Annotated in this window: 12 protein-coding genes; 1 reads left to right on the forward strand and 11 read right to left on the reverse strand. The window is 35.5% G+C overall.

The window, feature by feature from the left end; genetic code table 11:
* Window position 1 precedes the first annotated feature (1 nt).
* Window positions 2–310: an AzlD domain-containing protein gene (locus BMX10_RS09115; protein ID WP_090442740.1), complete on the forward strand. Its 309-nt coding sequence runs from the start codon at window positions 2–4 to the stop codon at window positions 308–310.
* Here the strand turns inward: BMX10_RS09115 and BMX10_RS09120 are convergent.
* From BMX10_RS09120 to BMX10_RS09170, 11 genes are all read right to left on the reverse strand, one after another.
* The gene (locus BMX10_RS09120) at window positions 302–1,048 is read right to left on the reverse strand and encodes a metal-dependent hydrolase (RefSeq protein ID WP_090442743.1); all 747 of its coding nucleotides are present in this window, start codon (window positions 1,046–1,048) and stop codon (window positions 302–304) included. The genes BMX10_RS09115 and BMX10_RS09120 overlap by 9 nt on opposite strands.
* Before the next feature lie 138 nt (window positions 1,049–1,186).
* A complete protein-coding gene (locus BMX10_RS09125; RefSeq protein WP_090442746.1) occupies window positions 1,187–1,843 on the reverse strand; it encodes a 3-oxoacid CoA-transferase subunit B in 657 nt (218 codons plus the stop codon).
* Window positions 1,843–2,496, reverse strand: a complete 654-nt coding sequence (gene atoD, locus BMX10_RS09130; RefSeq protein ID WP_090442751.1) for an acetate CoA-transferase subunit alpha — start codon at window positions 2,494–2,496, stop codon at window positions 1,843–1,845. Before atoD ends, BMX10_RS09125 begins: the two co-directional genes overlap by 1 nt.
* A 198-nt stretch (window positions 2,497–2,694) precedes the next feature.
* Window positions 2,695–4,116 carry a sigma-54 interaction domain-containing protein gene (locus BMX10_RS09135; protein ID WP_090442753.1) on the reverse strand — a complete coding sequence of 474 codons (1,422 nt, stop codon included), beginning with the start codon at window positions 4,114–4,116 and terminating at the stop codon, window positions 2,695–2,697.
* A gap of 258 nt (window positions 4,117–4,374) precedes the next feature.
* Window positions 4,375–5,622, reverse strand: coding sequence for a competence/damage-inducible protein A (locus tag BMX10_RS09140; protein ID WP_090442757.1), 1,248 nt, complete (start codon window positions 5,620–5,622; stop codon window positions 4,375–4,377).
* Window positions 5,623–6,209: 587 nt separating this feature from the next.
* A complete protein-coding gene (locus tag BMX10_RS09145) occupies window positions 6,210–7,415 on the reverse strand; it encodes a sugar ABC transporter permease (RefSeq protein WP_090442760.1) in 1,206 nt (401 codons plus the stop codon).
* 25 nt (window positions 7,416–7,440) lie between these two features.
* On the reverse strand, window positions 7,441–8,973 hold the full coding sequence (locus BMX10_RS09150) for a xylose ABC transporter ATP-binding protein (protein ID WP_090442763.1): 1,533 nt from the start codon (window positions 8,971–8,973) through the stop codon (window positions 7,441–7,443).
* 184 nt (window positions 8,974–9,157) lie between these two features.
* The gene (locus BMX10_RS09155) at window positions 9,158–10,219 is read right to left on the reverse strand and encodes a sugar ABC transporter substrate-binding protein (RefSeq protein ID WP_090442766.1); all 1,062 of its coding nucleotides are present in this window, start codon (window positions 10,217–10,219) and stop codon (window positions 9,158–9,160) included.
* 292 nt (window positions 10,220–10,511) lie between these two features.
* Entirely contained in the window at window positions 10,512–11,597 is a 1,086-nt protein-coding gene (locus BMX10_RS09160; RefSeq protein ID WP_090442769.1) for a sugar ABC transporter substrate-binding protein, read from the reverse strand.
* Window positions 11,597–13,201, reverse strand: a complete 1,605-nt coding sequence (locus BMX10_RS09165; RefSeq protein ID WP_090442772.1) for a response regulator transcription factor — start codon at window positions 13,199–13,201, stop codon at window positions 11,597–11,599. The genes BMX10_RS09160 and BMX10_RS09165 overlap by 1 nt, the downstream gene beginning before the upstream one ends.
* Window positions 13,179–14,705, reverse strand: a complete 1,527-nt coding sequence (locus BMX10_RS09170) for a sensor histidine kinase (RefSeq protein WP_090442776.1) — start codon at window positions 14,703–14,705, stop codon at window positions 13,179–13,181. Before BMX10_RS09170 ends, BMX10_RS09165 begins: the two co-directional genes overlap by 23 nt.
* Window positions 14,706–14,715: the final 10 nt, after the last annotated feature.

A 14,715-nucleotide genomic window follows, 5' to 3' on the forward strand; every position in this document is an offset into this window, starting at 1 on the left:
TATGCAATTATTTTTCATCATTTTGGGAATGGCAATCGTGACCTTTATACCAAGATTGCTGCCAGTTTTTATTATGAATAACCTAAAGCTCCCAGCTTGGGGAAACAAATGGTTAAAAGCCATTCCCTATGCAGCGCTAGGAGCATTAATATTTCCAGGTATCTTAACGGTAGAGGCAAATTTACCTATCGTTGGTCTATTGGGAGGTCTAGCAGCTATTTTATTAGCCTCTCTAAAGCTGCAGATCATATATATTGTGTTTGGTTCTATTGGTACTGTTATGCTGCTTAAATTTTTTATGCTACAATAGCCTTGCCAAACGAAATGCAATTAAGAAAGCAGCTAAAAAAATGATATTTTCAAGTTTCCCTCCGGTTTTTATGGTATAGGGAAACTTGATTCTTTTTTGACTAAATGGATAAAAAAGCATTACACCTGTTTTTGTAAGCATGTCGCCTATAATGTGAGACAGGATACTTACTGCAAACAATAAGCTATAATCCATGTAATCATAATAACTACTAATACTTTTGACCACTATATAGGTAATCGCCACAAATACAATAGAATGAGAAAGCCCACGATGCTTACTAAGTAATAGCAAAATCAAAATACATCCTATACCCACTAACGGTGGCTGTTGATAATAGTAACCTGCCCCTATAAAGCCTACCCCTATCATTCCCTGTACCAAATTCCTCAGGACATAATAGCCCTTCTTAGCAAAATCCTTTGAAAATACAGCCGCTAACAACAGCATAAACAAAACACCATAAAATATAGGTGTTTCTTTTAAGTATACAACCGTTATTGCTGCCAGTAGTATCAATACCACCAACCATATTTTCTGGATATGATTTGCCTTTAAAACACCAAATTTTCCTGCAAGTGCAGAGGTTCCCATATCTAAATCCGGTAAAAGAGCTGCTATTACAATAACCAGTAGAGTGATAGCATCTGGTCTATCTTTAAGATAGGAGGTACCTATAAGGGTAGCTGTAAACAATGCTGTTGTCAGACCTAGAGCTATGTGCGTTCTTGCTAGCATGCTTCCTACTCCTTTCCTACTACATAGTATTATTATAATGGGAACATATGTTTCGCGCAACTATATTAGAAAAAGAAAAAAAAAAATAGGTAAACCACACATCAAATGCTGTGTGATTTACCTATTATAGTGCTATTATTATAGACCTATATCCATTGTTTTTACATTTTCAGGGATAATTAATGCTGCTTCTGTTACCTCTTGAACATCCTCTACTGTTACACCTTCTGCGACTTCTTTTAAAACTAAGCCTTCTTTGGTTACCTCTATAACACAGATCTCAGTAACGATTAAATCCACTTCATTGACTGCTGTTAAAGGTAATGTACATTCCTTTAAAATTTTTGGTCTGCCTTTGGCAGTATGCTCCATAGCAATGATTACTTTCTTAGCTCCTACTACTAGGTCCATTGCTCCTCCCATGCCAGGAACCATTTTCCCAGGAATCATCCAACTGGCTAGATTGCCTTTTTCATCTACCTGTAATGCACCTAAAACAGTAGCATCCACATGTCCTCCTCTAATGATGCCAAAGGAAACAGCGCTATCAAAGAAGCTGGCACCAGTTTTCACAGTAACTGGCAATCCACCAGCATTTACGATATTGTCATCTTCCTGTCCTTCCTGTGGGGCTGGACCCATATAAACGAAACCGTTTTCAGACTGTAGAATAACCTCTACATCATCAGGAATAAAATCAGATACCTTCGTTGGCATTCCAATACCAAGATTTACTATATCTCCATCATTTAATTCCTTTGCCACTCTTCTAGCAATGATTTCTCTACTATCCATTATTTTTCCCCCTTTACAATATAATCAACAAAGATTCCTGGAGTTACCACGTTATTAGGATCAATCTCTCCTATTTCTACAATTTCTTCTGCTTCAACAATCACGATATCTGCAGCTGTAGCCATCATAGGGTTAAAATTTCTAGTGGCTCCCTCATACCACACATTTCCTGCCTTATCTACTTTGCTTCCTCTAATTAATGCAACATCTGCTTTAAGGGGCAATTCCAATAGGAATTGTTTTCCATCTACTTCAATTCGTTGTTTTCCTTCCTCTACAACAGTGCCAATTCCTGTGGGTGTTAAAACCCCCCCTAGTCCAGCACCACCAGCTCTGATTTTCTCTGCTAGTGTTCCTTGAGGAACTAAAGTAACATCTATTTCCCCAGCATTCATTTTTTCACCTGTAACCTTGTTTGTTCCAATATGAGAAGCAATTAGCTTTTTCACTCTATTATCTACAATTAACTTACCTATACCTCTTTCTGGCCTAGCTGTATCAGAGCAAATTACAAATAAATCCTTTACTCCCTTTTCAATCAATCCATCTACAAGGGTTTCTGGTGTCCCCACCCCCATGAAACCAGGAATCATAACCGTCATACCGTCTTTTACATTTTCTAATGCTTTTTCCAGAGTTACTATTTTGCTCATGTCACATCCTCCTCCTTATTATTTTTTATATAATTTATGTTTGCAACATTTATGCCAACTTTTAAAATCAATGGTCTTTTATGAAACCCTTTTTAAAGACTAGTAAATTCAAGTCTTCTACCTTCCCAATCGTTATTACGCTTAAAAAACTCCAGGAAACGTTTGATGCGTCATCACATCACTTTGAGGAATCTCCCTCTATAACTCAGGTTTTGATCGATGCATTTCTTCATCGTCTCGATGTTTTATTGCATCGTAGCTTAGGCTGTACTTCTTTATTTTTCTTACTAAGGTAGATTGATCAATGCCTAATTTTTTTGCTGCAGCTCTAGTAGATTTATAGTTTTTTAAAGCTTCTTTTATCAATTGTATTTCCAACTGTTTTACTGCATCCTTTAATTTTGCTGCATCCGTTGTAACCACCTTTTTACTCTTGAAGTTTAATATTTCGGCAACATCCTCCTCTGTAATTACCTCTTGATCTACTACTACAATCAGTCTTTCTACAATATTTTGCAGCTCTCTCACATTTCCTTTCCAATGATATTTTTCAAAAAACTCCAAGGTACTCTTTGTGAAGCTTTTTTGAAGATGATATTTCTTGTTAAAGATATTTGTAAAATAATCTATCAAAGGAATAATATCCTCTTTCCTATGCCTTAGGGGTGGGATTTTAATAGGCACCACATTTAATCTATAGTATAGGTCTTCTCTAAAGCTTCCCTTTCTTACCATTTCTTCAAGGTTTCTATTGGTAGCTGCAATTACTCTAGTATCAATTGAAATTTGTTTTGTACCACCTACCCGAATCACTTCTTTTTCTTGAATTACTCTTAACAGCTTGGCTTGTAAATGAATGGGGATTTCTGCGATTTCATCTAGAAAGATGGTTCCCTTTTCAGCTAACTCAAACATTCCTGGCTTTCCTTGCTTTTTAGCCCCCGTAAAGGATCCTTCTTCGTAACCAAAAAGCTCACTTTCCAGCAAATGCTCTGGTATAGCTGCACAGTTTATTTTTATATAACCGCCTTTGCAGCTGCTGGCATCATGAATAAGCTTTGCAATAACATCCTTTCCTACACCAGATTCTCCTAATATCAATATATTAGAGGTTACCTTAGAAGCCTTAAGGGCTAACTCCACCACTTGATCCATGGCTTTGCTATGAAAAATAAAATCCTCTTCTTTCTTTTCAGTGATTCTTTCTTTATCTAATGTTTGACTTTCTAAATGATATATTTCAGTTAAATCCCATACATTGTTGACGATTAACTTTATATTACCCTTTTCATCAAAAACCGGGACTCCTTTTGCCAAAAGACGCTTTCCCGTTTTTACTGTATACATAACTGTAGCAGCGGCTTTTAATTTCAACACCTGAATACTGGCAGATTCTGAAAAATAACCTTCCTTCACCAAGTCCTTCATATTCTTTCCAATTAATTCTTCCTTCTTTAGTCCCGACATTTTTTCATAGGTACTGTTTACTCTGAGGGTATTACCTTCCCCATCAGTAATATAGATACCATCACTAAGATTTTCTATGATATCATTCAGCATTTCTATATCTTGATTTGCTTTATGTAGTTTGAAATTAAGTTTCTCTATGGAATTCTTCATTATATCACCTTAATTTGTAATTTATATGTAATTAACAATCATATCAGTGTATTATTTAGTTATTATTCCTTTTTTTTCTTTATACTTATGATATCAAAAATATGAGGATTTGTCTAAATCATCACTTTATAAAATAGAACCCTAATCTACTCAACAGGGTTCTTTTATTATCTAAATTCTTGATGTTAAAGCAATTATTGTTTTTACTCCACTGAATATGGAGAGGATAGAGGTTTTCACCCTCTGATTTCCCTCCCTTTATTGACTGTAACCTTCTTCCATCAAGACTCTCCTTAACCAACACAAAGTCTGAGTTGTCGCAAAGTTCCTCAATTTCTGCCTATCACCCTTAAAAAACAGTTCTTTTGTTCGGGTCTTTCCCTTTAAATAAACTCCTACATAGATCAACCCTACTGGTTTTTCCTTTGTGCCTCCACCTGGGCCTGCTATTCCTGTTATAGATATCCCTATATCTGTTTTGCCAAGCTTTGCTACACCCTCTGCCATCTCAGCAGCGGTTTCCTGACTGACGGCACCAAATGCTTTTAATGTCTCTTCCTTTACGCCTAATCGTTCCATCTTAGCATGATTACTATAGGTAATGACACCCTCCATAAAAACTGAAGAGATACCAGGATGATTTACCAGTCTAGCAGCCAAGAGTCCACCGGTACATGATTCAGCAGTAGCGATTTTCAATTGATGATGAATCAATAGTTTTCCTACCGCTTCTTCTAGGGTAGTATCCCCTTCTCCATATATGTATTTTTCTACTCTACTTCGGATTTTTTCTTCTATTGGAACAATCAATCCTTCAGCTTCTCCTTTACAGCTTGCTTTTGCTGTAATCCTCAAAATCACTTCTCCTTCTTTTGCATAAGGAGCAATGGTTGGATTACTTTGATTCTCTATAATGTCTTTAATCTTTTCCTCTACATAGCTTTCTCCTATACCACATAATCTTAATACCTTAGAGACCAATACCCCATCTTGGTATTTACTTAAATATGGCAATACCTGTTGTTCTAGCATAGGAATCATTTCCCTTGGGGGGCCCGGCAAAAGAATTAATATTTTTCTATTTTCCTCAATAATGCATCCTGGGGCAGTCCCATGATGATTCTTTAAAATAATTGCTGCCTCAGGAATAAATGCCTGCTTTTTATTTCCCTCTGTAACCGGCTGATTTCTACGAAAAAGAAACTCTTTTATGCTATCAAGGGAAGCTTCATTAAGGATTAACTTCCTGCCAAAAAATTCTGCTGCCATTTCTTTTGTTAAATCATCCCTTGTGGGTCCTAATCCACCTGTAGCAATCACAAGATCAGCCCTACTAAAGGCTATATCATAAGCCTTCTTTATTCTATCTGGATTATCTCCCACCACTGATTGATGGTATAAAAAAATCCCCATATCCGCTAACCTTTTAGCTATGTATTGAGCATTGGTATTTACTATATCTCCCAATAATATTTCTGTTCCCACCGCTATTACTTCTGCCTTCATTTTTCCACCTCGTCTTATTTATTACATCTTTTACAGCCAGTTTCATATTATTAGTATAATCTTCTTTTATTGTATTAACAAGCTAGATAAAAAATAGCCTGCATACTATAAATTGAGACTTTCATTGGTTCTGTCTCATAATGTAAACCCTTTCTATTTAGCTGCATTCCTATTTTTTTTACAAAATCTTGTATCAATATTGATACTGCTTGCCCATAGTCTTTTCTTTAATCCTTGAAAGTATGCCACCCATTATGAATATTGCTTTGGTATAGTTTTTGCATTTTCTATTTTAAAAGGCTTTTTCTGAATTTTCTTTTAAATTTGAAATATATATAGAAAGTGATGATAGGTCCGGTAAGTGAGTACAAAAGAGAACTAATTTTTCAATAAAAAAGGAGGTTATTATGGGTATGAACAAAGGTAGAGGGATTGAGTAATACATCTGTTTATAGTACAGATTTTCTTATGCGATGCTTATATTATTGCATCTATAAAACAGCAAGGTGGCTTCTAAAAGCCACCTTGCTGTTTTCATGGGGGGAAAAATTATTTAACCTATATATTAAGAAGTAATAATAGCATATTTATGCATTTTTCTTACGGGAAACGATATCCACCCATACTGCAATTAATAATACCAAGCCTCTGACGATTAATCTTTGGGTAGTTCCCACATCTAAAAGTAACATTCCATTATTAAGAGTAGACATAACTAAGGCTCCAATGATGGCTCCTACGATGGTACCTTCTCCTCCTAATGTACTGGTACCTCCAATAATGGCAGCAGCTATTACATCCAGCTCCATTCCCATTCCACCAGAAGCTGCAGCTGAACCTACCCTTGCAGTAAAGATGATACCGCCGATAGCCCCTAATATGCCTGATGAAATAAATATCCATAGGGTTCTACTTTTGATATTGATACCAGATAATTTAGCTGCCTCTTTGCTACCACCAATGGCATATACATGTCGCCCAAAGGTAGTTTGTGTTGTAAGGAATGTATAAAACCCTCCTATGACCATTAAGATCATAATAGAATAAGGCATTCCTAGATAAAAGGCCATGATGGAAAATACTACTGAGATTAAAAGAATTACTAAGCTAAGTTTTACTACAAATAATGATTTAGGTAATATTTCAAAGTCATATTTTATTCTTTCTTTCCTACGATTAAATTCTAACCATAGATAGGCTGCAATCACCAGTGCCCAAATAATGACCGTTGTATCATGGGGAATCATATCCCTTGGTGTGCTTTCAAAGAAAAGAGTTGGAAAGTATCCCTGCCCGATTTTATTAAAGCTGGCACTTGTTGCTGTTGTCGCTCCTTTTGTAACCCCTATAATCATTCCTTCAAAAATAAGCTTTCCTGCCAAGGTCACAATAAAGGCCGGAACAGCACGATAGGCAACCCAGTAGCCCTGCCATAGTCCTATGAGTGCACCAACTGCCAGGGTAATCAGTATAGAAGGTACAAGTCCTATGCCATATCGAGCTGGCAGGATTGCAGCAATGGCGCCCGTTAAGCCAACTACAGCACCTATAGATAAATCAATATGTCCTGCTACAATTACCAGTACTACACCACAGGCCAATACGGCGATATGTGCAGTCTGTAGAAATAAGGTTGATAGATTTCTTGGAGTTAAAAATACATCGCTTAATAAAGAAAAAATAATCATAATACTAATTAGAGCTATGAACATGGTATATTGTCTAATATTGTTTCTAAGGGATAGCTTTATTATATCTATGGGATTTTGTTTATTCTCTGTTTTACTTATCATGAAATTAACCTCCTCTAATACATCATCATGATGTTGTTAAGTTTCCGCCAGTTGCATAATGCATAACATCCTCTTGACTTGTTCCCTGCCAATCTAGCTCTGCAGTAAACCTGCCTTCGTGCATTACTAAAATCCTATCACTCATCCCTAAAACTTCTGGTAGCTCTGAGGAAATCATAATAATGCTTACACCTTGCTCCACCAAATCATTCATGATGCTATATATTTCATATTTTGCCCCTACATCTATCCCTCTGGTTGGCTCGTCTAATATCAATATCTTTGGTGCTGCCATTAACCATTTTGCTATAACAACCTTTTGTTGGTTTCCTCCACTTAAGTTTCTTGTCTTCTGTTCAATAGATGGGGTTTTTATTTTTAAGGCATCTACATAGTAGTTTGTTGCCTTGATTTCTTCATTTTCATTGATTCCAACAATAGTGGATATTGTCTTTAAGCTAGAAAGAGTAATATTTTCTTTTACATCCATCATTAAAACCAAACCGGTTTTTTTTCTATCTTCCGAAAGATAGCATAAGCCTCTTTCAATAGCATCCCTTGGCTCCTTTACATCTGTTTTCTGATCTTCAATATATATTTCTCCGGATTTATTTATGCCATAGGCGCCAAATATACTCATCATAAGCTCTGTTCTTCCTGAACCCATCAATCCCGCAATCCCTAAGATTTCTCCTTTTCTCGCCTGAAAGCTAATGTTGTCTATTGCTTTTTTATCTGGTACCTCTGGATTGTATACTGTCCAATTCTTCACTTCTAATACTACATCTCCTGGGGTATGAGGCTTTCTAGGAAATAGTTGGGTTATTTCTCTACCTACCATCCCTGTTATGATTCTGTTTTGGTTTACCTCCTCATCATTAGAAAAGGTTTCTATGGTTTTTCCATCCCTAATAATGGTAATGGTATCCGCTATGCTTTTGACTTCCTTTAGTTTATGAGAAATGTAAATACAGCTTATACCTTCTTCTTTTAGTTTCTTGATGATATTCAATAGGTTCTCACTATCATCCTCATTCAATGCTGCAGTAGGCTCATCTAAAATTAAAATGTTAACGTTTTTTGATAAGGCTTTTGCAATCTCCACCATTTGCTGTCTACCTATACCTAGGTTGATTATCTTTGTATCAGGAGTTGATGTTAACCCTACTTCATTTAAAAGTCTTTGTGTTTCTGACATGGCTTTGTTCCAGTCAATGATTCCTAACTTATTGTGCTCACTGCCTAAAAATATATTTTCACAGATATTCATCTGCTTAACTAATGTCAATTCCTGATAAATGATCCCTACACCTGCTGCCTCACTATCGTTGGTATTGGCATATCTTTGTTCTTTTCCATTGATAAGAATTTTACCTTCATAGGTTCCATAAGGATATACTCCACTTAGAACCTTCATAAGGGTAGATTTCCCAGCACCGTTTTCTCCTACCAGTGCATGAATCTCTCCTTTTTTAACTTTAAAATTTACATTGTCAAGTGCTTTTACACCAGGGAATTCCTTCACGATATTCTGCATCTCCAAAATGTATTCACTCATAGGGCTATCCACCTTTCTAAAAAAGCTCCCGTTCCTGACCTTTTATGCAATCGCCATAGGAGGCTATATATACTTAAGCAGATGACGGAAATCTTTGATTTCGTCTGTCGCTTATGCAATGTGAAAAGAGGGAGGAATAACTATTAAGCTATTCCTCCGATAAAGTACTAAACAAAATTGATTACTACTGTAAATCTGCTTCTGTAATATATCCACTTCCTACTAATAATTCATGAACATTGTCAGAGGTAACAACATAAGGCTCTAACAATACAGAAGGAACTGCGAATACACCATTATCTACTTCACCGTTTGTAGCAACGGCTTCACCTTTTGCTAACTTGATAGCTATTTGAATAGCTTCTTCTCCTAGATCTCTTGTATCTTTAAAGATTGTCATTGACTGTGTTCCTTCAACGATTCTCTTTGCTGCAGCCACTTCTGAGTCCTGTCCTGTGATAGGAACTTCACCTGCTAAGCCTTGTGCCGCTAATGCTTGGATAGCTGCTCCAGCTGTACCATCATTTGGTGCTAAAATAGCATCTACTTCATTATTGTTTGCTGCCAATGCTGCTTCAACAATTCTTAGTGCATTTTCCGGCACCCAGTTTTCTACTGCTTGCTCTGCTATTACTTCGATTTTTCCAGCGTCAATTAGTGGTTGGATATACTTCATAGCACCTTGCTTAAACAGGGTAGCGTTGTTGTCTGTTGGAGCACCTGACATAATGATATATTTTCCTTCTGGCACTTGCTCTGTGATATACTTACCTTGTAATTCACCAACCTTTACGTTATCAAAGGATAAGTAAATGTCTACTTTGTCAGTATCAGTAATTAGACGGTCATAGGATATTACTGGAACACCTTCTTGATTTGCTTTTTCTACTAATGTTGCAACTGCTGATGCATCATGTGGTGCTAGGATTAATACATCAATTCCTTGAGTTAATAATGCTTCAACCTGATTGATTTGTTCTTGTAGGTTTGCATCAGAAACCCTAACAATCAATTCAATACCTGCCGCAGCAGCTGCTGCTTCCATTTTTTCCTTATCTCTTACCCATCTTTCTTCTCTTTGGGTAGGTAGAGATAAACCAACACGAATTGTCTCCTCTGCTGGTGCTGCTACTTCCTCTTCATCTGCTGGCTCTGTTGCAGGCTCCGCTGGACTGCTGCAAGCTGTAAATACTGTAAGCATCAATACAGCTACTAAAAATAATGATAATAGTTTACTTTTTTTCATTCTACAAATCCCCCTTAAATTTTTTATTTTAATTTATATTGACTTAATGTTTTTAAATCCCCTCATTAAATCAACACAATTAAAAACTAAGTTGTTGATAGAAACGTTTTCCAGTGCTTGCTTTTCCTTCTTCTTAATTAATCTGTATTGATAATTTCAACATTTCATACTGTTTTGCCTCTGTAGGATTTTAGGTTATTCTTTATTATTTTGTGTTCTTGCTTTTTTTCTTTATTTTGATAGTAATTTTTTGCCATAAAAAAAAGCGCCTATCGACGCTTTTGTTGTAATATCAATCTTTAGAAAGATTTCTATAAACTTCATCTATTCTATGAAATCCATCCTTGATAATGGTATCATCTATATTTTTTTTATCCACAGCAATTGGTTCCAGGACATAATATGGAACTTCATAGGTGCCATCATAGATAGTGTTTCTGATATTTGTTAATTCTCCTCCCTTTGCTAATTGTATAGCCATTCGTGCTGTTGCTTCAGCTAATTTTTCTATAGGCTTATACACCGTCATCAGTTGAGTACCCTCTACAATCCTTTGAGTAGCTGCTATGTCTGCATCTTGTCCTACCACAATCGTTTGTCCTGCCAGTCTGTATTGGGCTAGTGCTTGAATAACACCATCCGCTAAGCCATCGTTTCCTGCTATAATGGCATCAATTTTTTCACCTCTCTGTAGAATCTCATCCGTTACCTGAAAAGCATACTCCTTCATCCAATTAGGTGCCCATTCCTCAGCTAGAAGATTAATACTGCCATCCTCTATTTTTTGTCCGAGTATTCTATTGTATCCTTGTTTTATTTGCCTGGTGTTGTTATCACTGGTGGCTCCATTGATGATCAAAAGATTTCCATGGGCCATCTTGCCTAATACATGTTGGGCCATCAGTTCTCCCACTCTTTCATTATCAAAGGATATATATAAATCCACATTAGAGTTTAGCACCAATCTATCGTAGGAAATCACCTTTACTCCGTGTCTTTTTGCCAGCCCAACTGCTGCTGCTGCTTTACCATGATCATTGGGCACAAGCACTAACACATCAATATTTTGCTCCAATAAATACCTTACCTGCTTCAATTGATCTTGATCATCATTGTTGGCATTCAGTACAATAATATCTGCTCCTAGTTCCGTAACCTTTGCCATAAGGATATCTCTATCCTTCATCCATCGTTCTTCTTTCAATGTTCCTAGGGAAAACCCAATTTTTATGGTTTTAATTTCATCCTCTGATATGCTCTGCTGAATATTCTTTGTCTGGGTGTTTTTTAATAGCTCTACTGTTTGAAATACTAGTACCACTGCTATGATTGCAAGAAAAATAGCTATAATAGATTTCATTTTTATTTTCCTATGCATTATATCACCCCTTGTGATAATACACTATTTCTATATTCTGTTGGAGTCATTCCTGTAACTTTTTTAAATATTTTACTGAAATAATTTGGGTCACTGTATCCCACCATAAAGCATACTTCCTTTATATTTACAGTAACATCCTTTAGGATTTCTTTGGATTTTTGTATCCTTAAATCCGTTAAATAATCCACGAAATTTTTCCCTATAGATTCTTTAAAAAATCGGCTGAAATAATGATAACTCATATTCATATCTTCAGCTACATCATTAAGATTAATATTTTTATGCAGGTTTTTATCAATATATTTAATTGCTTTTGTAATTAGACCTTTTATCTCTTTTTCCTTTGAGTCCTCAAGATTTAAGATGGTTGTCTTTAAATAATTTGAATAGCTAAGCTTTAATTCCTCCATACTATTTATCTTTACAATTTGTAATAAGTAGTTTTCCTCTATTATAGAACTACTATTCATTATTTGAGGAATACTTCGCTGTATCAAAATTAACAACTCTATTAACTTAGACTTTACCTTATCCACATCCATTTCATAATGGCCTGTCATCCACCAGTAGATTTCCTCAAATACCCCTAGGGCCTCCTCCATATTACCTGTCAATATCTTATGTATTAGCATTTTTTCTTTACTAGCAGGATAGATATCTATGGAAGAAGAAGGTAGTTGAACATCTTCATAGTGAATAACTGTGTCTTGGTTGGATATACTGACAGCTATATAAGCCTCATTTGCTGATTGAGAAAAATAATCTATGTCATAGCTTTTACCTATACCGATTTTATAAGGAATACTAACAATTGGACGAAGTCTTTTTGCAATGCTTTTAGCATAAGTAATTGCTGCATTTCTTATTTGGTATGCATCAGCATCTTCCTCCACTGGTATGTAAGCTACTACTCTATCTAATAATGGGGGTGCCATTAAGCAAGGACACGCATTCTTTAACTCCATTTTAAAGGCATCATAAAACTTTTGCTTTACTAAGCTATTTTTTAAGTTATCTTCTTTTTTATCTAGTTTTATTTCCTCTAGAATTGCCATCATAACATAGCCTTTTTTTAGCTTCATACCAAAAATCTCTTCATAAAAGGTTATATCTTTTATGATATTACTGTTAAATAATTGAGAATACATAAACTGACCCTCTACATGAGGAAGAATTTTATCTATTTTTTCCCTCAGCATCATTTCTTTTTTAATAATTTCTCTTTTATGATAAATTACTTCGTGAATATCCTGCAAGGTCTTCATTACTTTGTGCTTGTTTAGAGGCTTTAGTAGATATTCAAATACCCCTAAGTTTACTGCATCCTTTGCGTGTTGAAAATATTCATAAGCAGTAATGATGACGAATAATACATCCTTATGGGAGGCTTGGATATGTCTTATAGCATCCATGCCATTAATACCTGGCATATGGATATCCATAAAGACTACATCTGGCTTTAGATTCAGTGTTTTTTCAATAGCCTCTCTACCGGATCTTGCTGTACCAACCACTTCTACTCCCTCTACATGCTTTTCAATGATAAATTTTAATGATTCAATCACGATATGCTCATCATCAACAATTAACAGTTTCACCATTTTCTAACACCTTCCCCTCATAAGGTATCTTCAATACAACCTTGGTGCCGTTGCCTACCCTACTATCTATTTCGATGATCTCTCTTATGTCATCAATATTATAAAAAAGTCTTAACCTATCAATAACATTATGCATACCTATACCTGTAGCATGCTTGTTGGCGGTGCGTTTTTCGTCCTCTGTTAAAATGAGGGCAAACACTTTTTCTTTCTCCATACCTATACCATTATCTATTACTTCTACTAAGATTTTATCTTGGTCAGCTTTTAGATTTAAGTATATTCTTCCCTTTCTTTCAAGATTTTCTAACCCATGGATGAAAGCGTTTTCAACAATTGGCTGTATAATAGTACAGGGAACCTTTACTTCTAATAAATTGTTATCAATATCTGTGAAAAACTCAATTTTATCTCCAAATCGTATTTTCAGGATGTACATATAATCTTTGACATAGTTTATTTCTTCTGCTAATGTCACTGGTTCATCCATTTTTCTTAAGTTATACCGAAAAAGCCCTGCAATTCTTTCGATGAACTCGGATGATTGGTCTGCCCCCTCCATCATAGCAAGCTGGGTAGCAGCATTTAATGTGTTAAAAAGGAAATGAGGATTAATCTGAGATTGTAAGGATTTTAATTCAGCGTCCTTTAAAAGACTCTTCATCCGAAAATTTTCCATTTCCTGCTGTTTTAATCTTGTCTCTACTTCTGCTTGCTTCTTTATCTCATCAATATAGATTTTGATACTAACTACCATCTTATTAAAGGCTCCTGCTAATACATGAATTTCATCATTGGTTTTAATGCTGATTGGTTGGATATCAAAGTTACCTTCTGATATTTCCTCAGCTGAATCAGCAAGCTCTATGATTGGTTTAGTCAATCTATAGGTAAAGAGAATTGCAAGGAAAATATTTAACATAATGGAAAACAGAATAAGAATAGCATTCATATAACTTATAAAGGTCATATTTTTTGTAATGTTATCGTATTTATCAGAACCATGCTGCAGCTTATTATCTAAGAGATTATTGATATAAAACTTAATGTGATCACTTATTTCAATAGACCTTGTAAAATGGGCAATATATTCAGAACTGATCCTCCCTCTTTTTGCTCTAACTGCATAGTCTGTCTCTATCAAAAGGTTGTCTACCATATTCCTTATGTTTTTTAGCTTTAAATCATCAGTATCATAGGAGGGATCCCTGTTAATATCCTCAATCTTTTCTTCGAGACTGTTATATATGGTGTAATAATTTAGCAGGGCATCGGAGGATTTGGTGGTTAAGTATTGTTCTACCTCTGTCATTAACAGCTGAACATCGTTATTTAGATCATTTAGATAAATATAATCAGTAATAATTGTCTTAAGTCCCGTCAAGACTATCCTGGCATTGTAGTAGGAAAACACACTAGTAATCCCTAATATCAATGTGGTTATTAGGAAATATATAATTAACTTTTTTCTTATCCCTGTAAAACGAAAAATACCTTTATCCATTTTTTCACCA

It is taken from the genome of Natronincola peptidivorans (genome assembly GCF_900111615.1).
Lineage (GTDB): Bacteria > Bacillota > Clostridia > Peptostreptococcales > Natronincolaceae > Natronincola_A > Natronincola_A peptidivorans.